Below are 22,764 nucleotides of genomic sequence, written 5' to 3' on the forward strand. Positions count from 1 at the left end.
ATTGCGGACGTTTTTTTTTATAACCAATAGCTTATTAAGAACGATTATGACGTTAATGCAGATGAATCCGCCGGACTATGTGAAAAACAAAAAGCTGATCCAATGGGTGCAGGAGATGGCTGAGCAATGTTGTCCGAGTACCATACACTGGTGTGACGGTTCAGAGGAAGAGTACGACATCCTTGCCCGCCAGATGGTAGAGAGTGGTACGTTTATCAAATTGTCGGAAGAGAAGCGCCCGAACAGCTATCTCTGCCGTTCGGACCCGAGTGATGTTGCAAGGGTTGAAGACAGAACCTACATCTGCAGTATTCGCCGCCAGGATGCAGGTCCAACCAACAATTGGGTCGCTCCGAGGGAGATGAAAGAGACCCTGAAAGGGCTTTTCAAGGGCTGTATGACTGGCCGAACCATGTATGTTATTCCTTTCAGCATGGGGCCTCTTGGGTCTCCCATTGCCCATATCGGTGTCGAAATTACCGATTCTCCCTATGTCGTCACGAATATGCGTATCATGACGCGGATGGGTATCAAGGTTATGGAGTTGCTGGGTGAAAACAGCGATTTTGTGCCTTGTCTGCACTCTGTCGGCGCTCCGCTCCAGCCTGGTGAGCAGGATGTTGCCTGGCCCTGCAACGATACCAAATACATTGTTCATTTTCCTGAAGAGCGCTCTATTGCCTCTTTTGGCAGCGGTTATGGTGGCAACGCCTTGCTTGGCAAGAAATGCTTTGCCCTTCGCATTGCCTCTTCAATGGCACGGGATGAAGGGTGGCTGGCTGAGCACATGCTGATTCTCGGTGTTGAATCGCCGGACGGAGAAAAAACCTACATTGGTGGAGCGTTTCCGAGCGCCTGCGGTAAAACCAATTTTGCGATGCTCATTCCGCCTCAATCTTTTGATGGGTGGAAGGTGACCACCATTGGTGATGATATTGCCTGGATCAAGCCAGGTGAAGATGGTCTTCTTCGTGCGATCAATCCTGAATATGGCTTTTTTGGTGTTGCTCCCGGCACGTCGGATAAATCCAATCCGAACGCCATGGCAACGCTTGCGAAGAACTGTATTTTTACCAATGTCGCCATGACGCCTGATGGTGATGTCTGGTGGGAAGGGATGACCGATGAGGCGCCTGAGCATCTTATCGACTGGCAGGGTCAGGAATGGACTCCTGATTGCGGCCGACTCTCTTCACACCCCAATGCCCGCTTCACCTCTCCGGCAAATCAGTGCCCCTCCCTTGATGCTGACTGGGAAGATCCCAAAGGGGTGCCGATCAGTGCCTTCATCTTTGGTGGTCGTCGCGGAGATACTGTTCCTCTTGTCTACCAGTCAGCAAACTGGAATTCGGGCGTATACCTTGCTGCAACCATGGGTTCTGAAAAGACCGCCGCTGCGGCAGGAAAGGTTGGTGATGTTCGTCGTGATCCTTTTGCCATGATTCCTTTCTGCGGTTATCATATGGGCGACTATTTCAACCATTGGCTTCATGTCGGGCGTACCTTGCCTGAACTGCCAAGAATTTTTGGTGTCAACTGGTTCCGAAAGGATGAGAATGGCAAGTTCCTCTGGCCAGGTTTTGGTGAAAACATGAGGGTGCTGAAGTGGATTGTTGATCGTGTTCGTGGCACAGCCGGAGGTGTAGAGAGTCCTCTTGGGTGGATGCCGAAGTATGATATGATTGACTGGACGGGTCTGGAAGAGATGACTGAAGAGAAGTTTATCAAGCTGATGTCGGTTGATCGTGAAGCGTGGAAGAAAGAGCTGCTTTCACATGAGGCGCTTTTCGAGACGATATATGATCGACTTCCCAAGGAGTTTCCCCATATTCGTGAACTGATGCTCTCAACGCTCTGGATGTCTCCTGCACACTGGTCGCTGGCTCCGGAACATTATTCTGAAGGCTGATGATTTCGTAAATAAGAAAAAAGGCGCCTGCGAAGGCGCCTTTTTTTTTGCTGATCGGGCAGTTTTTCTTACTCTTCGTCGAGGGTAAAGCCGACTTTTACTGTGACCTGCCAGTAGGCAACCTTCTGCTCCTCAACATGGCAGCGGGTTTCAAGGATTTCGACCCAGCGGATGTTTCGGATCGTCTCAGCCGCTTTGGCAACAGCATTGTTGACTGCCTCTTCAATGCTTGTCGGTGAAGAGCCTACCAGTTCAATTTTTTTGTAGATATGAGCGCTCATGGCGTGTAATGGTTTTCGTGCTTGAAAAAAGGAATAACTCCATTTATTATAATAGCAAATCAGGGGAAATCTGCAAAAAACCGCTCTCAGTCAGGGCTTTCTGAAGGGACTTTTTCCTGCTCGGCTCTCTGTCTGTCGATCAGTTTTTCGGCCAAAAGAGTAGCAAGGTTGTACGTTGTTTCCATGGCGCTTAAAAAGTTTATGGAGGAGCGCCAGTAAGGAATTGAGCCAAGTCGTTTTGGCATGGTAGCCTGTACTGCTGGTGAAAGATGAGTGCATGATGGTTCGGGAGAAGGCGAATATCCCCAGAATGCGGCATGTTCGGAGGGAAGAGGTTCCGGTATTGCCGGGGGGTCGTCACCGGTAGCAGTCTGACGTTTGTAACCGATTTTTCTGAGAAACTCCTCCTTGTCTATTCCCCGTAACGTGAAAAGAAGAAAAGGATCCTGGTCAAAGGCCTCTGCCATCAAGTAAACAACAGCGGCAATGTGTTTGCAGGGGTTTGAGTAATCGGGACACGAACAGGTGGTTGTTAAATCATTGTATTTTGCGGGAAAGAGAGCAAGCCCTGCGGTTTTGAATACCCGTGCAAGATTTTCCGGCATCTCCCCGCTGAGGAGCTGCGCTATATATATCGGTTTCGAGGTAAGTTTTTGGGCCAACAGCTCTTTTTGCTCTTTTGAATAGGGCGTCAGTGTGATGGATACCTTATAGGGGCGAACTCTTGAGCCCTGCACTTTTGCCGCAACTCCCTTTTTGGCAGTGATGACAAGGTCGGTTACCTGCCCTTTTCGTGCGTAAGATTTTCCCCTTGTAATTCTCTCGCCAATATCAAAATTTTCAAGTGTTGTAATCCACTCTTTTCCCCACCAGGTTTGCCCGAATGCTCCCCGTTTGTTTTGGGCCTTTATACCACCGGCTACTGCCCTTGGGGCGGAGGAGGTGGGTCTTTTATACCAATAGTATTCCATAGCTCTTATTCTCCCATTGCTTCCTGTCCGAGCATAATGAGCTTGCGCAGATCATTGTTCGACAGTTCGGTCAGCCACTGCTCACCCGTTCCGAGAACCTGGCCGGCGACCGTTGTTTTTTTCTCAATCATCTCATCAATGCGCTCTTCGAGCGTGCCCGTCGTAATAAATTTATGAACTTCAACGTTTTTGTGCTGCCCGATACGGAAAGCCCGGTCAGTTGCCTGATTCTCTACTGCCGGGTTCCACCATCGGTCAAAGTGAACAACGTGGTTCGCTGTTGTCAGGTTAAGACCCGTTCCTCCGGCTTTCAGTGAGAGAATAAAGATGGAGGGTGAACTGCCCTCTTCCTTCTGGAAGCTCTCTACCATCTCATCCCGCCTTTTTTTGGTTACGCCACCGTGCAGAAACAGTACCTCTTCACCGTACAACTCCTGAAGATAGTGCTGGAGCATCGTTCCCATCATGGTAAACTGTGTAAAGAGCAGCGTTTTTTCGCCAGCTTCGCGGATGTCGCCAAGCAGTTCGGTCAGGCGTTTTATTTTTCCTGAACGATGTGCAATGGCAGAGTTGTCGCCAAGCAAATGTGCCGGATGGTTGCAGACCTGCTTGAGCTTGACCAGCAGCGCAAGTACAAGGCCCCGCCGGTCAATCCCTTCGGCGCTTTCAATTTTCTCCTGCAGTTCATCGACAACAGCCTTGTAGAGCGATGCCTGCTCTTTGGTCAGCGAGCAATACTCTTTCATTTCGATCTTGTCGGGCAGATCGGAAATAATCGACTTGTCGCTTTTCATGCGGCGCAGAATAAACGGGCCGGTCAGCGACTTCAGTCGTGCTGAAGCCTCAGGGTCGCCATACCACTGAATCGGCGTGTAGAAGTTCTGTTTGAAAAAGTGCTGGGTTCCAAGAAAACCGGGATTGAGAAAATCCATGAGTGCCCAAAGGTCGCCGACATGATTTTCAACGGGAGTGCCGGTCAGGGCAATACGGTAATCAGCCCGGATTGTTCGGGCAGCTTTTGACTGTTTTGTCTCAGGGTTTTTGATGTTCTGCGCTTCATCGAGAATAATGCCTGCCCAGGGAACCTTCGACAGAAATTCAAGGTCGCGCTGTAACAATCCATAGCTTGAAATGACAAGGGCTGAAGCGCTTGCAGCTTTGCGAAAATCTGCTGTTTTCATCCGGTCGATACCATGATGCACCAGCACCGCTAAATCCGGAGTGAACCGCTCCGCCTCCTTTCGCCAGTTGTTGACTACAGAGGTGGGGCAGATCAGGAGCACCGCCCTTTTTTCTCCAAGTTCACGCTCCCGCTGCAGCAGTGCAAGCGTCTGAATGGTTTTGCCAAGGCCCATGTCGTCGGCAAGACAGGCGCCCAGTCCCCACTTGCGGAGAAATGAGAGCCATGAAAAGCCTCGCTCCTGATAGAGGCGAAGCGTTCCCTCGAAATGCTCAGGTGGTGGAAGCAGTTCAAATTGTCCCTGAGAGGAAAGTTTTTCAAGCAGTTCCTGAAGCCACCCCTCGATTTCAACCGATCGAAGAAAGAGAGCATCCTCCTTTTTTTGTGCTCCGAGAGCTGTTGAGAGGAGTTCTCTGGCAGAAAGTTCACCAGTTGGATGTTTTTCAAGAAAATGGAGAGCATTGGCAAGCTCCTTATGGTCAATCTGTGTCCACTGTCCGCGCACCCGTACCAGCGGAACTTTCAGGTTTGCCAGTGTTTTCAGCTCCTGCAGGTCAAGCTCCTCATTGCCAAGTGCAGCAGCATAATCGCAGGCAACCATGCGATCCAGCGTGAGACCCGACCCGCTTCCTTTCATAGAGGGAAGCTTCACTTTTGTCTTGATCCCGATACGGTTGACTCCTCTGCGACCGATCCACCACGAGGGAAGCTTGACCACAAATCCTGCGCTTCGCAACAGTTCCGCATACTCCAGCAAAAATCTGTAAGCCCCTTCGGTATCAAGATCAAAGCCACCCGGCTGCTTCTTTTTCAGGCTTTGGGTGACTGCGGGGCAGAGGCCGGAGGCTTGTCCCAGGGAAGTAAGCAGGAATTCGGTACAATCGGAGGTATACGTTAAAGCGTGCTGTGATGCCTCGCTTTCGGGGTTCCAGAGATCCCCGGCGTCAAGAATCAGGCTTGGATCCGCTTTCAACTGCAGTTGATAGGCAACATGCCAGCGCTCCTTTTTCCGCCCTTTCAGTGGTGGCTCTGTCAGTTGCAGGCAAAACCTGAAGGGTGATCGCTCATGCAGGTCAATGGGACGCCGCCATGCGTTGAGCTGACAGGCAAACTGCTCAATCTCCTGCTCATTTTTCCATTTCAGCCGGGGATCACTGTTTGATAATGCATGAAGCCACGCGTCATGGATACTCTCGAAGTCACTGATTTTTGGCACCCCTGCTCTTTCAAAAGTACGTGACAGTGTATTGACAAGGAAAGAGAGAAGTCCTTTGAGCAGTAACTTTTTTGGTGTTTCCGGCGGTTGCGTGTCGGTGCGGCCGAGAGAGCGACAGACCGCAGGCATGGCATCGGCAAGCTGTTCAACTGCGAGGGATGTGGCACTGTCGGGGAGGGGCAACCACAAGGCCTCCCAGAATGTATCGTTTTTGATGATCGAAGGGAGCAGCGACTGGGTTCTGACAATGTTCAGTGCAATTTTTACTACCTGCCGTGCCCAGTGGAGAGAGCTTCCGAAGATGATGCCACTGCCGGGGATGTTGCCCTTTTCCGTAAGCAGGGAAAGCTCGAACAGAGCGTTGAAATTCAGCCGAAGCGCGGTAATCGGAAAGGCATGGAGTTGCTCTTCATCACTCAGGTCGGGCATGGCGCCGACAAGCGGAGATGATGGGACAGCTTTTTTCTCGCGGCAGGGCAGCCAGACACAAAACTCTTTTGTGGTGTTGTCGAGCAGGGAAAACATGCCGATTCCAGCCGTTGCGAGGCGTAACTCCTTCAGCATCCCGATCTTTTTTCCCTCACTCCAGAGTAGCGGGACTCCGTCAATGATGGAGATGTGCAGCGCAATCATAAGCTATCCTCTTTGGGTAATTCCTGCATCGCAGTTGCACTGTTCGTAGCTCAATTTTAGCTTATTACTCATCGCTATGCTGTGAAAATATTTCAAGTGTTCAATACTTCATACGGTTACTTTCAGGCCCCTTTCCTGATTTAAAAGAAGGGATAAAATAGAATAACAGGCGGTTCAGAACAACATGCAAACGCTCAATATCAGAAAAAATAATGGTTTTCCTGAAGGGCAGGGCGCCTTGCATATACCAGTCAGTTTTGGTTGATGGGGAGGTGTTCAGGAATCAGGAAAGCGTTGTGGAGCTGAAAGGTGGTATCGGTGCGGCCCGAAACAGCCGTAACACTGATGGCTGTTTCGGGCAAGAGGGGCAAGATTACACGCCCAGCGATTTGAAGAGGAGCGGAAGGGCACAGAGGCCGATGGCAACATTTGTTGCACCGCATATTTTTGTGATGAGAGCGTTCTGCTTGTACCAGGCAAACGGAAGCAGGATGGTCAGTACATTAATGAGCAGCAGAACCGTAGCTAATGGCCAGATTTTTCCGAGAAGGATGGCCTTGTAGCTGAAGACCGCTGTGATGAAAAAGATACCAAGAAACATGTGGGCATAGATTTTTTTGTCGCCGGGGTTATAGAAATGCAGGGCAACAATAACCCAGAAAAGCCCGTAGGTGGCAAAAATAGTGCCCAGGTAGATCCTTATGTCGGCAGGTAACCCCATGTCGAAGAGAAACATGCAGACAGCCGTGAAAAGCTGCGCAACACCGCCGAACCAGAGGGCGACATTTGCAAGATTGCGTCCCAGTTTTGCGTGATCTGTCTCTTTGTCAAGCCCGAATCCCAACTGTTCAAGACCAAACACCCAGACGGTGATAATAAGCCCGAACAACCCGATAGCCTCCGGATTAACAACATTCATTGGAAAAACTCCTTTTTTAGTTGTTGATAAATGTTTAACAAGTCACCATCACACTGTTAACAGTAATGGCCGCGTTAATGTACTGCTATTTTGGCAGAAAGAGGAAGGGTATTGCATGTTGTCTCTCTACTCCGTTGATGGCGCTTTGCTACCTGCAGTAACCTGCTTTTATCTGGAATTGGTTGAAATCAGCATAAGATTTCGCTTTCTTTTGATACCTTTGAACTCTCAAGAATGAGATAACTGAAGATGTTTTTATGCGATGACTTTGCCTGCTGAAACTGTTCTCCCAACCAATCCGAAGCCTCAAAAGCGAAACGGACTTTCCGGCCAATTGCTCACGGCTTTTCCTGCTTTTGAGAGCCCTAATTTCCGGCGCTATTTTCCCGGGCAGGTGATCTCCATGATTGGCACATGGATACAGATGGTAGCGCAAGGGTGGCTGGTGCTTGAAATAACCGGTTCCGCTTTCGACGTGGGGCTTGCGGCGGCGGCCTCCACACTCCCAACCCTTTTTCTCTCCCTCCTCGGTGGCGTGGTTGTTGACCGTTACCCAAGGCGCACCATCCTGCTCTGGACGCAGTCTGCGGCCATGCTGCTCGCCTTTGTGCTTGGGCTCTTTGCCGTGACCGGCACGGTGACCATCTGGATTATCCTTGTACTCTCCTTTCTTCTTGGCTGTGTGAACGCCCTCAATGTGCCTGCACTTCAGGCATTTCTCAGCGAAATCGTGGAGCGGGAGCATCTTGCTTCGGCCATTGCCATGAACTCAGCGATCTATAACGGTTCACGGGTTATCGGCCCCGCTATTGCAGGGTTTCTTATATCGGCCACCGGAACAGGCACCGCCTTTCTGCTCAACGGAGTCAGTTTTTTCGCAGTCATCCTCTCCCTGCTCTCCATGAAGAACACCCTAATAGAGCCTGCTGCAAAAACAAGCCAGAATCCCCTGCAGTCGATCAGGGAGGGGCTGAGCTATGCATGGGGGCATCCGGTGATCAGGACAAGTATCTTTTTTATAGCGGTCATCTCCATTTTTGCATGGTCTTATGTCACCATGCTGCCCGTGATTGCCAAGCGTACCTTCGGCATGGATGCGTCGGGCATGGGATACCTCTATGGCGTGTCGGGTCTCGGCTCGGTCGTCGGCACCGTGCTGGTCTCCATCTATTCCAGGAAAATTGACCGCCTTGTCTTCATTGCCGGAGGAACAATTCTCTTCGCTCTCGCCCTTATCGGCTTTACCTATACCACGCACCTTCCGGCAGCCCTCTTCTTTCTCTTTGTCAGCGGCTTCGGGCTTGTCTCGGCAGTCTCAACCCTCAGCGCCACCATCCAGGGCACGGTTGACGACCGTTTCCGCGGAAGGGTGATGAGCCTCTACATGATGATTTTTATGGGCTTCATGCCGATCGGCAACCTTGAAATCGGCTATCTTTCAGAACACTTCGGTACCGGTATTGCCATCCGTATTGGCTGTGTCGTGACCATTCTGGCGGCAGTGACTCTCATCTTCACCAGCCGAGGGGTGCGCAAGGCCTACAGCAGTTACAAGGCATCGTAACGCTTAAACGGCTTTCAAGTCAAATCCGTACTTGAGGTAACTGATCATCTGGTTCGTTGCATTAACATTTTCAATCCATGCTTTTTCCTCATGGCTGATCCTGATAATTTCCCTGGTACTGATACGGGAAAAAGTTTCGGCGACTGTTGTTAACGTATGCAACTCCTCCGCTGAAAACATTTCTGCATTGAATTTACGACCATCTCCAGGAAAAAATTGTTCCCCTGTTCCGCCATTGTCAAATTCCGTTTCTTCAACAGTGACGTCACCCTGTTTTTCAATCCACTCAAAAATAGTGTTGAAATTATCCGGTACGGGCCCCATCGAAATTGCACAATAACGGGCGCCACTGATCGAATACCCTGTTGTTTTAAAGTTCAGGAAATCCGCATAGAAGAGCAATTTGTTCAGCTTGGTCTTCCACGGTTTAAGTTGTTCAGCAAAAAAGAGAACCATTTCGCAGAGTTTTTCGAGGCTTGGTTTTCTGTAACCGGAATATTCATCGGGCAGTTTTGAGCCAAGAAAATACTCTTCGAGATCAACACAGCTTGTTTTTTTACGGCTTTCTATCAGGTGTTCAATCCTGGCAGTCAGTTTTTCCTGTTGTTTCCCCAGTAAAGCGCCACTCAGGTGTACAATTTTCTTAAACTCCTCAGGATCTTGAGCAACCTGTATCAGTCGGGCACTTGATTCGCTGGGAACCTCACCTTGCTCATAGTTTCTATAGGTGTTTGTTCCTAACCCGAGTATTTCCGCAATTTTGGCTGCCGATAATCCGTAGGCAGCCCTTATTGCGCTGATCTCTTCCGGAAAAGGGAGGTTATGCTCATCTCTGTACTGGTTGTAGACCTGAATCAGGTTTATCTCATCAAGCTCGGTGGTGGTGAACTGCTGCTTACTATCATTGCAGTAGTAATAGTGGTATTGAACAGAATAGTTATTTTTGCGGAATCCCATGATTCGCTGTTCCCGCTTCAGGGTCATTTCCCTGCCTGTTATCGGGCTTCTCATTCTTTTCTCTTTTAAATGGATACGAGATTTTATGTTCAGCAATATGAAATGAAATGCAGATAACGCTTGTACCTGGAGCACCCATAGTGATTTTGATATAGATCTCCTGCCGTTTTACCAGCTTGCCGAAAACCCACATTTCAGAGCCTTTATTCAGGTTGTCCTCAAGAGGGCCTTCACTATAGTCGTCAATTTCAAGAGCCGTAATAATTTTTCGCCTCTCTATTGGTCGTAATTCAAGGTTCAGAAGTGTCTGGGAATTCTTACCCCTGTCATCACGGAAAAGGATATTCCATATCTTCATTTTTTCCTTAAAGTCCCGAAGAAATGCACTGATCTGCTGTTTACTGGCAGTCATCCCAAAGAATTCGCTTGAAAAATCATAATACTTAAGGTTAATTTTTTATACTATAAAGTGAAAATATCAACATAAATAATAAAATATCCAACTATAAAGTGATAAATTTGTTTTGGGCTTAAGGCCTTTTTAGGGGTAAAGATGCATCATAACTGCCTGAAAAATTGCAGTGCAGTGAGTTGTTCGAAAACAAAGGTGACATGACACTATTGCCAGTTAAATCGGGATAGTTGAGCTGTCCTGTTGTGCTTTACTTTGAATTTTCATGATACAGGAAATTGTGAGAAGTATACCTCTATTTTGTAATATTGGGTCTATCGGCATATGTTAATATCTTTGCTGTATAACAAGCCTTAAATTATTTACTAAGGTACTTCAGGGGGAAGTCGGGTTTGGACAACCGTGATGAACGCCTCTAAATAGTGGTTGACATTGTATTCTCCTCGACAGCAAATCGTATACGCGAATTTTTCGAGTTGAGGAACTGGCAATTCTGCTTGTACGCACTCCTGAAACGGTTCGTCAGAGCTATCTTCGTCCGCTTTTGCTTGATGGGCGGATCTCAATGATCCGTCCCGATGTTCCCAATGACCCAGAGCAAGCGTATCGGGCAGTTGAGATAGATGAATGATGAGGAGAGATGCCGTCAGGAACAGGACGGATCAGTAGTGGGTGAGCAAGTATATGAATGAATGATCGGACGACATAAAATTACAGAGTAATCAACCCAACACGATGATGACACAGAACCAACTTTCAGATAACGGCTCGATTCAAATATCCGATAGTGAACTTGATGAGCTTCAAAATTTTCTCATGTCGGATGCCCTCCCTGGAGGGGCAATGTCGCTTGACACACTTGATGGATTTTTTACAGCATTGGTTATTGGGCCGGTAACCGTTCTCCCCAGTGCATGGTTGCCTTTGGTTTGGGATATGAGTGGAGGAGGAGAAGAACCGGAATTTGAGAGTCAGGAACAGGCGCAGCGCATCGTAGAATTGCTGATGAAGTTGATGAACAGCATTGTCGAGTTGTTGTCGAAGTATCCGGATTATTATGAGCCACTGCCAGATACGTATTCGTATGAAAGTGAGGTAGTCAGGGACTCGCTGATCAAGCTCTGGGCGATGGGATTTATGATCGGCGTCAGTTACAACGAAGCTGACTGGGAACCGCTCCTTTCGGATGAAGCCGCCTCAGTACTGCTATCTGCGATTGCTATGCTCGGCATAAGGCCCCACGATGCAGTTCCGCTGCCTACTAAGAAGTTTCGGGAGATTTGGGAGAATGTGCCTGATTGTGTGCTGGCACTCAATGAGTTCTGGCGCCCCTTCCGACTCGGTGAAATTATCAGTGCCAGGGGGATGGCAGGAGCCGGGCGAATCGGACGCAATGATCCATGCCCCTGCGGCAGTGGAAAGAAGTTCAAGAAATGCTGCGGGAAGTGACGTTTTCTGGCAGAATACGCTCATTTATTGATCCGTCACTTCAAGCGGCTTTGCCACTTCTTTGGATCCCGGGATGTATTTCATCGACATCCTGTTGTGCTTCCGGTGCGATGATGAGTTCAGCGGACATAACGGCTTCGTGCCCTGAGTTTTACCTCGGCCCAAGAAAGTCCCGAAGCCGGGTTGTTCGCCAAATTAGCTTTTCGTCGAGCCAACTCCTTCTTTTGCCATTCATATACAGGAACCTCTGATGGGGTCATCGCCAGATCATCCCAAAGGTCTTCTACCAGTTGAAGCTTCTCTGGTGGACTCAGATCAAACACAGAAACAGTATTGGTATTCATTGTTACCCCAGCGGTTCAGCGATGTTTTTGCAGGTTGATATGGAAAAAGCTGATGCGTAATGAATAAACAGGCAGTTGTTTGTCTACTCATTTGAAATTGAGACCATGGGCCTGACTGAATATATACTGGCGAAGGTGTACCTCCATTTTCTGGCATGGCATTACTTAACGATAAAATTTACATATTTTTTCATGATGCCCAAAGCCCTCGAATTTCATGCTATGAATAACCATGCGCCTACGTGCTTGTTGATGACACAGGTACGGTATTGCTGGCCTACAGTGCATTTTTGCGCATATCAATTAAACAGAGTGCTGCGGTCAAGATATCCCTTGTTCACGAGGGTCGTTTCAACCAATCTTGTTGAAACATTGAATCACTATAGGACTTATTCCTCGAAGCTCTGCTTCGTGATAGAATTCTTAAACATAAACTCATACCCCGTAGCTCTGCTGCGGGGTAGTTGATTGCTCACACTAATGACCATGATTCGTTGTCCAAGGGATACCTTTTGGTTGCCACGCTCTTTGCCGTGTTCCAATTGATGCTTTTCATTTCGATTTATCACAATGTGTGCAGTTTGGCAATGGCACACAACTTGTTTTTGCATGTGGTAAAGTGCTGCGCATAACCTGCGGCGCACGCCTTTCCTTGTCAGACTGCAGTCTGGCTGTCAGGTTGATGCGCCTGTTGGGCAGACCTTTTCGAGGCTGGCTTTATTACGCGAAGGTAGTCGGAGGAGGAGAGGCTCGGGCCCATCTTCGTGCCCAGCACCTCTTCTGGACACACGCTCGTGCACGTCAGACAGAGCACGCACTCTGTCGACAAGACTGGCTTGCCCTCCTGCACGTAGCGCATGACGTCGATGTCCATCGGGCAGTTGACCGTACACTTGGTACAGCGGGTGCACCTGTCGTTCTTCGGTGCGATTCGTGTCATCGAAACACTCGCTGACGGCTTGAGGAACCCGACGATAGGACAGACGTACTTGCAGAATGCACGGTTGTCCTTCAAGACGACCGCGAGCACGATTCCCGAGCCAAAGTAGAGTAGATTGCCGATAAGGAACCACCACATCTCCGGAATCATGAACATGCTGGTGTACTGTGGTGTATCGGTCTGGATCGCCTCTTTGTAGATCACGATTCCGTGCTGGCTCTCGACGGTGTAGCCGAAGATGAACACCAGACTCGCGACGAGTCCGAGAGCAAGTGCAAAGTGGAGATAGCGCAGGTGTCCCCAGCGTCCCGGAACCCGTCCGGGGGACATCTTCCAAGGCAGGAGGTCGAGTACGGCGGCTGTCCAGCATGCCCACCCGCACCAGCCTCTGTTGAAGAAGATGGGTCCGACGATCTTGGCTACGAAGTAATGGATAGCAGCGGCTTGGAAAACACCAGCGAAGACCATGAACCAGAAACCCTCGATCTCCATATTCTCCGGCACGATGACGCCGAAGCTCAAGTAGATCAGCCCGCAGCCCAGCCCGAAGAAGAGGTATCCGCCCACCAAGACCTGTGACAACCTTCGCGCCCAAGGCTTCTTGTCTCTGGGGAGCAGAGGCCAGAGACCCATCCCGAGCGAGATCGAAAGCCCGATTATCGCGAAGTTGATAAGATAGAAGGGCTGATCGAACGCCTGCCAGAACCCGATGGCCACAGTAGTGAACACAGCCATCATGAGGAACATCAACTTGAATTCGGCCAACTTCGGTCTGATCATGGTGCTGACTCCTTGAAGGGCGGTGCTCCTGAAACACCTAAACCGCAGATTTTTGAGATGAAACCTATATAATACGTCAGTCAAAAACTACTCAGAACGCTGCCAACCGCTTTCACATAATTTGCGTAAATCTCTTAGAGCTTGTTCGTGAATAAATCGAATGGCACTTGAACGCTAAAATAGCATCAGTTTTACCAACTATTTTTCATTTTTGATACTGTTGCTATAGAGGCGAACATGCAACGCTGCCTGAAATAATTCCAGTAATTTCGTACCGTGTTGTAATGGTTGAAGCACTACAGCCGACATTAAAACCGTGTGCGAATGAGCAATCATCTCATTTTTTCTCATCGCTTGTCTTGTAACCAACAACAGCCTGATGAAAGTATAGCGAAATAATGGAAGGCCATCAAAAAAAATAGCGCGATAACTATCCGATAACTACTCCCTAAAGCGCCTGTTTTCAACAATCTTGTGTTACAAGAAAGCGGGATGTAATCTGATCGTGGACGCTACATGTGATATGTGATTATACAGACCTGAACGCACAGTTCTGATTAACGGTAACCTCTTTATTTTCAGCGGATAAAAGCTGTATAGCACAAAAACACCCCTTGCAGGTGTGCTTTTGGCGACTTATACGATAATGGTCAATGTGCCGACGACAGATCTACAGGCTCCTTTTTCTGTATCCTGATCAGGAGCAGCAGCGGCAGGCAAACCGTAAAGAGGAATGCTATCAGCATGAAGGCGTCCATGTAGGCAAGGTGGTAGCTCTGGGCTGTGAGGGTTCCTTCAAGCGCTTTGAGTGCGACGGTTTCTGCTCCGGCTGGTGATAGCCCGCCCCGGATTGTGGCGGCCTGTTGCAGCAGGTTGATCCTTTCTGCGGCTGCCGGGTCGTAGGGAGAGAGGTGGCTGAGCAGCTCCACCCTGTGTGTTGCCATGCGGTTGGTGATGTAGGTGTTGGTGAGGGCGATGCCGAATGATCCGCCGAGCTGGCGCACCATGTTGTTGAGTCCGGTGGCCTGCCCGATATCTTTGCCGTGCAGCCCTGATACGGCAAGCATGGTGACGGGAATGAAGATGAATCCGAGCGCCACACCGCGCACAAGCAGTATCCAGAAGAAGTTGGATGAGCCGGACTGCATGGTCTGCTGGCTGAGTTCAAAGCAGAAGAAAATAAAGGCGCTCATGCCAACGGCCATGAGTAATTTTGGTGAAACCCCCCGTTGCAGGGCGATGCCGAGGGGGAGGGAGATAATGCCGGTGACCATGGCGCTTGGAAAGAGTACCTCCCCGGTCAGCAGTGCGGTAAAGCCGAGCAGTCGCTGCACAAAGACTGGAAAGACGAAGAGTGAGCCATAGAGGCCGTAACCGACAATAAAGGTGAGCACTGCCGCAATGGCGAGGTTTTTGCTCCGGGCCAGGACGCGCAGATCGACGGCGGGCTCTTTGGTGTGCAGTTCCCAGAAGACAAATGCAAGGAGGGCTGCCACAGCAATGAAGGTGAAAATGGTGATATAGGGTGTGTCAAACCAGTCTTTCGATTGACCTCGTTCAAGGATGAATTGCAGTGAGCCGATACCGACGGCGAGAAGTCCGATGCCCGTCCAGTCGATTGTTGTCACGGCATGGCGTCCCTTTGGTTCTCTGAGATAGGTGAAGGATGACCATGCGGCAAGAAGCCCGACCGGAATGTTGACGAAAAAGCACCATTCCCACGAAAGGTAGTCAACCAGATAGCCTCCAAGCAGCGGGCCGATGGTGGGCCCGAGCACGAGCCCCATGGAGAAGATGCCGGTTGCCTTGCCCCGCTCTTCAGGGCGGTAGGTTTCGTAGAGGATGGCCTGTGAGGTTGGCAGAAGCGCACCGCCGCCGAGTCCCTGAATGAAGCGGAAGAAGACCAGTGCCCAGATGTCGGTTGCCAGGCCGCAAAAGAGCGATGCAAGGGTAAAGAGCAGGATGGAGCCGATATAGTAGTTCCGTCGCCCAAGCAGATTGCCGAGAAACCCGGAGAGGGGAATGACAATGACGTTGGCGATGGCATAGCTGGTGACCACCCATGAGACATCCTCGATGCTTGCGCCAAGGTTTCCGCTGATCTGCGTGATGGCGACGTTGACAATGGTGGTGTCGATCAGCTCCAGCATGGCTGAAACGATAACCGTCAGGGTTATGATGATTTTGCGCAGTCCGGTGTCGTAGGTCTGGGCTGTGTTCGGCAGCATTGCCGCTACCGATGTGCCTTTCTGTTGTTCTGGTCGAGCCATGCGTCTATGAGAGCTATAAATTTATTTGACCTTTATCTCGACTACAACGTTCATGCCGGCGGAGAGTGGGCGGCTTTTGTCGGGCTTTTCGGTCAAGATGATTTTTACCGGAATACGCTGGGTGACCTTCACAAAGTTTCCGCTTGCGTTATCGGGGGGCAGCAGTGCGAATTGTGCGCCGGTGCCTGAAGAGAGCGACTCCACCTTTCCCTTGAACTCTTTGCCGGGGTATGCGTCAACCTTGATGGTGACCGGCAGTCCGGGAGCTATTTTGTCGAGCTGGGTCTCCTTGAAATTGGCTACAATCCAGAGATCGTTGCTTCCTACAAGAGCGATAAGCTGCTGGCCGGGGGCTACGTATTGCCCCGGCTGGACACTTTTTTTTGCAACGTGACCGGAGGCAGGAGCGGTAATGGTGGTGTACGATAATTGAAGCTCAGCCTGGCGCAACTCGGCTTCGCGTTTTTTTACCTCAGCTTTTTGCAGGGGCACCAAGGCAAGCGATGCCTGGTACTGGTTTCCGGCAGCAGCATATTGTGCAGAGGAGGCCTGTGCACCGGCCTTTACAGCATCGAACTCTGCCTGTGAAATGACATCCTGCTGACGGAGATTTTCGTTGCGGCGCAGGTCAGCCTGCAGCTTTCTGCTTGTTGCTCCTGCCGCATTGGCTCCCGCTTGTGCAGCATTTGCCTGATCGGCTGAGGCCGCAACGGAGGCTTGTGCACTCAGCAAGGCGGCTGCGGCAATGTCGCGGCGAACCTCATAATCGGCAGCTTCAAGCCGTATCAGGGTGTCGCCCTGTTTGACCTCCTCGTTATCGCTTGCCAGTACCGCATCAACTCTTCCGGGAACGCGTGAAATAACCGGATAGATATCTCCAACGATCTGGGCATTGTCGGTTTCAACGTAGAGGAAGGAGTGGTAGAGCTTGCTTCCACCCCAGATCAGGGAGAGGGCGACAAGCAGGCCGATAATGACCATGCGCAAAGGGCTTTTCGCTTTCGCACTCTCTTTTCCGGATGGATTTTTTTCAGCCATTGTGTTTGATTCAGGTTGTTCCATGGTCTTTTTTGTTGTTATTAGGTGTTTTCAGAATGACGACGGGACATGCAGCATGGCGCAAAACGGCTTCAGCAGTGCTTCCTACCAGAAGACGGGCAATGGCTGTGGTTCCGTGGGAACCGAGGATAATCATATCCGCATGGTGCTCTTTTGCGTAGTTGAGAATGGCTGCGGCGGGTTCGCCGTGCTCTACCGTAAAGAGCGCAAGGGCTTTGTTTTCGGAGAGGATGTCACTGTATCGCGAAAATTCATGCAGTTGCTTTCTGAGCATTCCGTTTTCACGCTCTCCTCTTGGCACAACAGAGAGGACAATGAGTTCTGCGTCACAACAGTGCATCGAGGCTGCATAATGTACGACGGCATCAGAGGAGGCAGAAAAATCGACTGCGCAGATAATTTTTTTTCGTGGCTTCTCCATTTTACCAGAAAACCTCCCCGGTTGTCCGTTTCAGCGTATAGTTGTTGATCACATAAGCGTAAGCGGCCTGCAGACGGGCAAGTTCGGCCTGCGAGAGGGCAGCTTCCGTATCGAGCAGGTCGAGCGCTGTGGCCATGCCGTTTTCATAGCGGGCCCTGACGTGACGTGCTGCAAGTTCAGCCTGCTGTACCTGTACTCCGGTTGTTGTTATTTTTTCCGAAGCTGTCTGAAGAGCGTGGATGGTTTCCTCGACATCAGTTTTTACCTGCTGTTCGGTATCGATTCTCCGCTGGGTGGCAGCCCGCATCCGGGCGGCGCTCTCCTGGCGCTCTGCGCTGGTACGGAAGCCAGTAAAAAGCGGGATTTCAAGGTGGATGCCAGCGGCAACATTATTGCGCATCTCATTGATATCAGGCTGGTAGCCGTTCGTGATGCCGTATGAGATGCTTCCGGTAACAACGGGTACTCCCTGTTTCATGGCAAGGGAGCGATGCAGTTTTGCTGCAGCTTCATTTTCTCTGGAGAGTTGCAGTTCAAGACGCTGCTCCAGAGCCTGTGCGACAAGTCCGGAGCTTACCGGAACGTTCGGGGTCAGAGCAAATGATCCCTGAAGCATCAGGGGAGCGTTTGCCGCTATGCCGGTCAGGCGCCGCAGGGTTAACTGGCTGCGAAGAAGCTCATGCTGGAGATCAAGGGTTCTGTTTCGGGCAGCCGCAATACGTACTTCGGTGGAGAGAACATCGAAGCGGGTGGCCGATCCTGCCTGGTAACGCTTTGTCGTATAGTCGAGAGCCTTGCTGAGTGCAGCAATCTCTTTCTCTTCAACCCGCAAACTTTCCTGAAGAAACAGAATACCGTAAAAGAGCTGCACAGTTTGATACGAGAGCTCCCTGCGGGCAAGTTCCAGCGACTGTTCCGCTGTTTTTTTCCCGCTCATTGCCAGATCAACATTGGCGCCTCTTTTTCCGAAATCGAGCAGGGTTGCCTTGGCCGTTACTTTGGCGTCGTAGTTGTCGTTCGGCATGAATTGAATCTCTCCGCTGCTGCCGAAACTTATTTTTGATACGGTGTCGAGCCAGGTGTATCCGGCGCTGGCGCTTACCTGAGGGAAATATGCGCTTCTGCTTTGGGTGATGCGGGCATCTGCTGCGGTAATCTCTTCCGCTGCGGCTTTTAGCGCCGGGTTGTTTTCACGGACAAGATGAATGGCACGATCAAGGGTGAGGGGCGCTTCTGCCGGTGCGCTGTCGGCTGTTGCAGGCCTTGGCCATGCAAGCATCAGCGCTGTTGCAGCGATACCGGCGGTTCTGATCAGTATACTCTTCGTTATCATAAAGCTTTTGTTTGTTCCGTTATTTCCTGTGCTACTTTATAAAGCAATTTATGTGCCAGATCGTTCAGATGAGGTGATAATCAGTGGGTTTGGTGCTTTGGCGGGTGTCGTTTTCCTCCCACTTCTTACGAAATTCTTAAATAATCAGAATATTCTGTATCATGTTTTCTTAAATTTCAGGAATATCAATTTCCTTTTTGTTGTGCCATGAGCAACTCATCCGTCCATGAGGCCAGCATGCTGATGCAGTACATCAGCGATGCCGTCGGCTCCATCCGTGATCCCCAGGATCTTTTTCGAACGGTCATCGACAAGCTTCGCCTTGTCTTCGAGTTTGATTCCGCCGCCATTCTCACCTTTGACAAAGAGTGCCGGTACAGTAATCTCTTTTTTGAAATGCTCCGCTTTCAGCTTCCTGAAACCATTGATCGTAACAAGAGGCTGATTGCAGGCTCCTGGATTGAGCCGCATCTTGGTGATCTCTCCGTTTCAGTTATCGGTATCGAGGAAGCTCTGGAGCTCTATCCTGCGGATATGCCGCTTCCGCAGATCCTCTTTGACCTCGGCATGCGGCAGGTGGTGCTTTCGCCACTGCGTACCGGGGGAAAGGGTATCGGCTTTCTCTGTTTTGTTTCAAAGGATGAAAAAAGATGGTCAGAGAGTGAAAAAGAGCTGCTTGCCACACTTTCATCACCGATCGCCGTTGCGGTCAGCAACGCCCTTGCCTATGAGGAGCTCCGGCAGCGTGAAGCGCAAACCGCTATGCAACTTGCCGTCAACAATGTTCTGCTGACCATCAAGGATAGAAACCGGATGCTGTTGGCCGTTTGCGAGCAGATCGACAAGCTTGTGCCCTGCACTTTCCTTGGCATTCGCGTCATGGGCGAAGATGGAAACTACCGCATCTTTGATAATTTCATGCGTGATCAGAGCGGGGGTTTTGTGCCGGTCTCTGCGATTGAGGTACTTGATGTTGATGATATTGAGGCGATAGCAAAGGAAAGTTTTTCCCTGATTTCCAATTCAGGCTGTTTTTGTGGTGATGCGTTTCTCCGGCTTTCCCGGCAGTACCGGATTCTCGCTCTCGTCAAAGAAAAATACGGTATCTGCTCCCTGCTTACGGTTCCGCTCTGGGATACACCGGGAAGTCGTGCCGGACTGATTATCTCCGACACCTCCCGCTCGTTCGAAGAGCATGACCAGGCAACCGTCAACCTGATCGTGCCCCAGCTCTCTTTGGCCTTGCAGAACTATCTCGCCTTTGAGGAGATTGATGAGCTGCGCCGCAAGCTGGAGGGCGAGCGCACCTGCCTCATTGAGGAGATCAAGGCAGCGCATAACTTTGAGGAGATCATCGGTAACAGCGCCTCCCTTTCTGCGGTATTGCGCCGGGTGAGCCAGGTTGCTCCTACCGATGCCACAGTGCTGATTCAGGGTGAAACCGGCACCGGCAAGGAGCTTTTTGCCCGAGCCCTGCACAATCTTTCAGCCCGCAGCAAGCGTGCGTTAATCAAGGTTAACTGTGCGACTTTGCCTGGGCCGCTCATCGAATCGGAGCTTTTCGGTCACGAAAAAGGGAGTTTTACCGGCGCCACAGAACGCCGGATCGGCAAGTTTGAGCTGGCCGAGGGGGGGACGATTTTTCTGGATGAAATTGGTGAACTCCCTCTGGAGCTGCAGGCAAAGCTGCTTCGCGTGCTTCAGGAGCGTGAGCTTGAGCGGCTTGGCGGACGGCAGGTGATCAAGGTTGATGTGCGTGTTATTGCGGCCACCAACCGTGATCTCGCGCGTGAGGTTGCCGAAGGGCGCTTCCGTGAAGATCTCTTTTTTCGGCTCAACGTCTTTCCCCTTTTTATTCCGTCACTCTCTGAACGCCGGGAGGATATTGCCATGCTTGCCGCCCATTTTGCCGCCAAATTTTCAAGGGAGTTCGCCAGGCCGCTTCGCACCTTCAGGGAGAGCGATATGCAGCGTCTGGTCGCTCGGGAATGGAAGGGCAATATCCGCGAGCTTGCCCACCTGATCGAGCAGGCGGTTATTGTTTCTGAAGGGGCGTCGCTGGATTTTTCAGCACTCCTCTCATCGTTGCCCTCCGTTCAGGATGCGCAGCACTCTCTGCGACAGAAAACCATGCGCGATTTTGAATCGGATGTAGCCATGATGGAGCGGGAGTTGATTCTGGATGCTCTCGACCACTCAAACGGCCGGGTGAGCGGTGAGGGTGGCGCTGCAGAAAAGCTTGCCATGCATCCGAAAACGCTCTACTCCCGTATTGACAAGCTCGCTATCCGTAAACGATACCAGTAGGCTGCGGGGAGTGTTGCAGCTTTATCCGAGAATCGTTTATCCACAGAACTTCCGGATGGCTGCCGCCACAATCGGAATGCCCTCGGCGATCTGCTCCGGGCTGTTGTTGCAGTAGGAGAGGCGCAGGGAGTTGTTGCGCTTCCCTTCAGGATCAAATGTTTTTCCGGCCACAAAGACCGCGCCACCTTCGACGGCTTCCATCATGATTCGGGTTGCATCAGCCTCATCCGGCAGCGTGAGCCAGATGTAGAAGCCTCCACGAGGTTCGTTCCACTGCACATAATCAGGCATATGCTCCCTGAGAGCGGCCACCATGGCCTCCGCCCTTCTCTTGTACTCCTGCCGTACTCCCGCAATATAGGTGTAGATTTGACCTGAACGTATGAAAGCATCGGCCAGAACCTGGGTGAAGCTTGGTGAGCAGGCATCGGCAGACTGCTTGATAAGCTCGCATTTCTGATAAATTTCATCGGGCGCGAGCATCCAGCCAAGCCGTAAACCGGGGCCGAGAATTTTCGAGAAAGAGCCGGTATAGCAGACGTTGATCCCTGCCGGATTGATTGCCTTGATCGGCTTTAGGCGCGGGCGATCCTCTTCATAAAAATAGAGGTCACCGTATGCATCATCTTCAATGAGCGGAATATGCTGGCCTTGAAGCGCATTGATGAGCTGCGCCTTGCGTTCAGCAGTGTAGAGCAGCCCTGCCGGATTATGGAAATAGGGGGTGATATAGAGAAATTTTGCCCTCTCTTTCCGGTCGAGTTCCTGCTGCAGCGCCTCCATTGAAATACCGTCGCGATCAACCGCGACCCCTCTCAGCTCCGCCTCACTGGCTCGGAATGCCGAAAGCGCCCCGATAAAGCAGGGATTTTCGACAAGCACAGGCTCCCCCGGATCAATAAAGGCTTTGGCCAGCAGGTTGAGCCCCTGCTGGGAGCCGGTGGTGATAAGCAGCCGGTTCTCTTTAACCGGTAACCCCTTTTTTTCAAGGAAGCCGCCGAGTGACTCAAGAAGTGAGGGAAGACCGGGTGTCGGGCCATACTGAAATGCCGCCTGCTTCTTTTTCAGGTCGAGCCCACGGAAAAGCTCTTCAACTGCTTCCACGGGAAAAAGCTCATTGCCGGGCATTCCCCCCGCAAAAGAGATGATGTCGGGCCTCGACGCAAGGGTCATGAGATCCCTGATTTCCGAAGAACGAAGCGATGATACAGCTTTTGAAAACCTTGGCATTTTCTCCCTTTAAACCTGATAGACATCCCCTTCCTGCAGCAGTTCCATTTTATGCTCCTGCAGGACAGCGATAATTTTTTCCAGTGATTCCGCCCTGATGATGACCGTTGCCTTGCAATTCCCGGAAGCGAAGGCGTACATGTAATCAATCGCGACGTTGTTATCCGAAATGATCTGCAGCGCCTTGTGCAGGCCGCCTGGTTTGTGGGGAATAATCATCCCGACAACCTCGGTCACTTTGACAGCAAATCCCGCTTTGCGCAGCACCTCAGCCGCCGCCTCGGGACGTCCGACAATCATGCGCAGAATGCCGTAGTCGGACGAATCGGCAATGCTGAATGCCGAAATATTGATATCGTTTTCGGCAAGAATACCGGTCAGTTCGGTGAGCCGCCCAGTCCTGTTTTCGAGAAACACCGACAATTGCTTGATAATCATAGCAGTACCCTTTTTTATAATAAGTTATGGCATCTGTGCCACAAAAATTACAGGATGAAAGCTTCTACCACCTGTTTACCTCATCATGACAAGAACTCGTCAAAACAAGTTAAAAACCTGAAACAAAAGAGAATGCAGGAACATACAAAAA

At 50.7% G+C, this 22,764-nt stretch carries 19 protein-coding genes; 5 read left to right on the forward strand and 14 right to left on the reverse strand.

Annotated elements, in window-relative coordinates; translation table 11 throughout:
* The first annotated feature begins 46 nt into the window (after positions 1-46).
* A complete protein-coding gene (locus PPHA_RS00240) occupies positions 47-1,909 on the forward strand; it encodes a phosphoenolpyruvate carboxykinase (GTP) (protein WP_041526352.1) in 1,863 nt (620 codons plus the stop codon).
* A 68-nt stretch (positions 1,910-1,977) separates the two neighbouring features.
* Here PPHA_RS00240 and PPHA_RS00245 read toward each other — a convergent pair whose 3' ends face one another.
* The 4 genes from PPHA_RS00245 to PPHA_RS00260 form a co-directional block, all read right to left on the reverse strand.
* Positions 1,978-2,190: a dodecin gene (locus PPHA_RS00245; RefSeq protein WP_012506906.1), complete on the reverse strand. Its 213-nt coding sequence runs from the start codon at positions 2,188-2,190 to the stop codon at positions 1,978-1,980.
* An 86-nt stretch (positions 2,191-2,276) separates the two neighbouring features.
* Entirely contained in the window at positions 2,277-3,161 is an 885-nt protein-coding gene (locus tag PPHA_RS00250) for an SWIM zinc finger family protein (RefSeq protein WP_012506907.1), read from the reverse strand.
* 5 nt (positions 3,162-3,166) lie between these two features.
* Positions 3,167-6,190, reverse strand: coding sequence for a DEAD/DEAH box helicase (locus PPHA_RS00255; RefSeq protein ID WP_012506908.1), 3,024 nt, complete (start codon positions 6,188-6,190; stop codon positions 3,167-3,169).
* A 373-nt stretch (positions 6,191-6,563) separates the two neighbouring features.
* Positions 6,564-7,109 carry an acetate uptake transporter family protein gene (locus tag PPHA_RS00260; protein WP_012506910.1) on the reverse strand — a complete coding sequence of 182 codons (546 nt, stop codon included), beginning with the start codon at positions 7,107-7,109 and terminating at the stop codon, positions 6,564-6,566.
* A gap of 262 nt (positions 7,110-7,371) precedes the next feature.
* On the opposite strand from PPHA_RS00260, the gene PPHA_RS00265 reads away from it, so the two are divergent.
* A complete protein-coding gene (locus tag PPHA_RS00265; protein WP_012506911.1) occupies positions 7,372-8,673 on the forward strand; it encodes an MFS transporter in 1,302 nt (433 codons plus the stop codon).
* 3 nt (positions 8,674-8,676) lie between these two features.
* Here PPHA_RS00265 and PPHA_RS00270 read toward each other — a convergent pair whose 3' ends face one another.
* Positions 8,677-9,684: a type II TA system antitoxin MqsA family protein gene (locus PPHA_RS00270; RefSeq protein ID WP_041526353.1), complete on the reverse strand. Its 1,008-nt coding sequence runs from the start codon at positions 9,682-9,684 to the stop codon at positions 8,677-8,679.
* A complete protein-coding gene (locus tag PPHA_RS00275; RefSeq protein WP_012506913.1) occupies positions 9,611-10,042 on the reverse strand; it encodes a hypothetical protein in 432 nt (143 codons plus the stop codon). The genes PPHA_RS00270 and PPHA_RS00275 overlap by 74 nt, the downstream gene beginning before the upstream one ends.
* A 544-nt stretch (positions 10,043-10,586) precedes the next feature.
* On the opposite strand from PPHA_RS00275, the gene PPHA_RS16655 reads away from it, so the two are divergent.
* Both PPHA_RS16655 and PPHA_RS00280 read left to right on the forward strand, forming a co-directional pair.
* Positions 10,587-10,673 carry a hypothetical protein gene (locus PPHA_RS16655; RefSeq protein ID WP_397234073.1) on the forward strand — a complete coding sequence of 29 codons (87 nt, stop codon included), beginning with the start codon at positions 10,587-10,589 and terminating at the stop codon, positions 10,671-10,673.
* A gap of 104 nt (positions 10,674-10,777) precedes the next feature.
* Entirely contained in the window at positions 10,778-11,491 is a 714-nt protein-coding gene (locus tag PPHA_RS00280; RefSeq protein WP_012506914.1) for a UPF0149 family protein, read from the forward strand.
* Positions 11,492-11,610: 119 nt separating this feature from the next.
* On the opposite strand, the gene PPHA_RS00285 is transcribed toward PPHA_RS00280, so the two are convergent.
* The 6 genes from PPHA_RS00285 to PPHA_RS00315 form a co-directional block, all read right to left on the reverse strand.
* Positions 11,611-11,835: an addiction module protein gene (locus PPHA_RS00285; protein WP_012506915.1), complete on the reverse strand. Its 225-nt coding sequence runs from the start codon at positions 11,833-11,835 to the stop codon at positions 11,611-11,613.
* 655 nt (positions 11,836-12,490) lie between these two features.
* Positions 12,491-13,555, reverse strand: a complete 1,065-nt coding sequence (locus tag PPHA_RS00295) for a 4Fe-4S binding protein (RefSeq protein ID WP_012506916.1) — start codon at positions 13,553-13,555, stop codon at positions 12,491-12,493.
* Between the two features lie 650 nt (positions 13,556-14,205).
* A complete protein-coding gene (locus PPHA_RS00300; protein WP_041526591.1) occupies positions 14,206-15,783 on the reverse strand; it encodes a DHA2 family efflux MFS transporter permease subunit in 1,578 nt (525 codons plus the stop codon).
* 63 nt (positions 15,784-15,846) lie between these two features.
* Entirely contained in the window at positions 15,847-16,887 is a 1,041-nt protein-coding gene (locus PPHA_RS00305) for an HlyD family secretion protein (RefSeq protein WP_012506918.1), read from the reverse strand.
* On the reverse strand, positions 16,874-17,305 hold the full coding sequence (locus tag PPHA_RS00310) for a universal stress protein (protein ID WP_012506919.1): 432 nt from the start codon (positions 17,303-17,305) through the stop codon (positions 16,874-16,876). Before PPHA_RS00310 ends, PPHA_RS00305 begins: the two co-directional genes overlap by 14 nt.
* A gap of 1 nt (position 17,306) precedes the next feature.
* On the reverse strand, positions 17,307-18,638 hold the full coding sequence (locus tag PPHA_RS00315) for a TolC family protein (protein ID WP_012506920.1): 1,332 nt from the start codon (positions 18,636-18,638) through the stop codon (positions 17,307-17,309).
* A gap of 207 nt (positions 18,639-18,845) precedes the next feature.
* Here PPHA_RS00315 and PPHA_RS00320 point away from each other — a divergent pair, with 207 nt between their 5' ends.
* Entirely contained in the window at positions 18,846-20,945 is a 2,100-nt protein-coding gene (locus PPHA_RS00320; protein ID WP_012506921.1) for a sigma-54-dependent Fis family transcriptional regulator, read from the forward strand.
* Positions 20,946-20,981: 36 nt separating this feature from the next.
* Here PPHA_RS00320 and PPHA_RS00325 read toward each other — a convergent pair whose 3' ends face one another.
* Positions 20,982-22,175 carry an aminotransferase-like domain-containing protein gene (locus PPHA_RS00325; protein WP_012506922.1) on the reverse strand — a complete coding sequence of 398 codons (1,194 nt, stop codon included), beginning with the start codon at positions 22,173-22,175 and terminating at the stop codon, positions 20,982-20,984.
* Positions 22,176-22,184: 9 nt separating this feature from the next.
* Positions 22,185-22,613: an ACT domain-containing protein gene (locus tag PPHA_RS00330; RefSeq protein WP_012506923.1), complete on the reverse strand. Its 429-nt coding sequence runs from the start codon at positions 22,611-22,613 to the stop codon at positions 22,185-22,187.
* Positions 22,614-22,764 lie beyond the last annotated feature (151 nt).

The sequence above is a fragment of the Pelodictyon phaeoclathratiforme BU-1 genome, assembly GCF_000020645.1.
GTDB lineage: Bacteria > Bacteroidota > Chlorobiia > Chlorobiales > Chlorobiaceae > Chlorobium > Chlorobium phaeoclathratiforme.

Bases quoted from the DNA above. Each gene is read 5' to 3' on its own strand.
- PPHA_RS00315 (WP_012506920.1), bottom strand. From the start codon at position 18,638: ATGATAACGAAGAGTATACTGATCAGAACCGCCGGTATCGCTGCAACA.
- PPHA_RS00295 (WP_012506916.1), bottom strand. From the start codon at position 13,555: ATGATCAGACCGAAGTTGGCCGAATTCAAGTTGATGTTCCTCATGATG.
- PPHA_RS00310 (WP_012506919.1), bottom strand. From the start codon at position 17,305: ATGGAGAAGCCACGAAAAAAAATTATCTGCGCAGTCGATTTTTCTGCC.
- PPHA_RS00250 (WP_012506907.1), bottom strand. From the start codon at position 3,161: ATGGAATACTATTGGTATAAAAGACCCACCTCCTCCGCCCCAAGGGCA.
- PPHA_RS00330 (WP_012506923.1), bottom strand. From the start codon at position 22,613: ATGATTATCAAGCAATTGTCGGTGTTTCTCGAAAACAGGACTGGGCGG.
- PPHA_RS00245 (WP_012506906.1), bottom strand. From the start codon at position 2,190: ATGAGCGCTCATATCTACAAAAAAATTGAACTGGTAGGCTCTTCACCG.
- PPHA_RS00260 (WP_012506910.1), bottom strand. From the start codon at position 7,109: ATGAATGTTGTTAATCCGGAGGCTATCGGGTTGTTCGGGCTTATTATC.
- PPHA_RS00270 (WP_041526353.1), bottom strand. From the start codon at position 9,684: ATGAGAAGCCCGATAACAGGCAGGGAAATGACCCTGAAGCGGGAACAG.
- PPHA_RS00300 (WP_041526591.1), bottom strand. From the start codon at position 15,783: ATGCTGCCGAACACAGCCCAGACCTACGACACCGGACTGCGCAAAATC.
- PPHA_RS00285 (WP_012506915.1), bottom strand. From the start codon at position 11,835: ATGAATACCAATACTGTTTCTGTGTTTGATCTGAGTCCACCAGAGAAG.
- PPHA_RS00320 (WP_012506921.1), top strand. From the start codon at position 18,846: ATGAGCAACTCATCCGTCCATGAGGCCAGCATGCTGATGCAGTACATC.
- PPHA_RS00275 (WP_012506913.1), bottom strand. From the start codon at position 10,042: ATGACTGCCAGTAAACAGCAGATCAGTGCATTTCTTCGGGACTTTAAG.
- PPHA_RS00325 (WP_012506922.1), bottom strand. From the start codon at position 22,175: ATGCCAAGGTTTTCAAAAGCTGTATCATCGCTTCGTTCTTCGGAAATC.
- PPHA_RS00280 (WP_012506914.1), top strand. From the start codon at position 10,778: ATGATGACACAGAACCAACTTTCAGATAACGGCTCGATTCAAATATCC.
- PPHA_RS00255 (WP_012506908.1), bottom strand. From the start codon at position 6,190: ATGATTGCGCTGCACATCTCCATCATTGACGGAGTCCCGCTACTCTGG.
- PPHA_RS00265 (WP_012506911.1), top strand. From the start codon at position 7,372: ATGACTTTGCCTGCTGAAACTGTTCTCCCAACCAATCCGAAGCCTCAA.
- PPHA_RS00240 (WP_041526352.1), top strand. From the start codon at position 47: ATGACGTTAATGCAGATGAATCCGCCGGACTATGTGAAAAACAAAAAG.
- PPHA_RS00305 (WP_012506918.1), bottom strand. From the start codon at position 16,887: ATGGAACAACCTGAATCAAACACAATGGCTGAAAAAAATCCATCCGGA.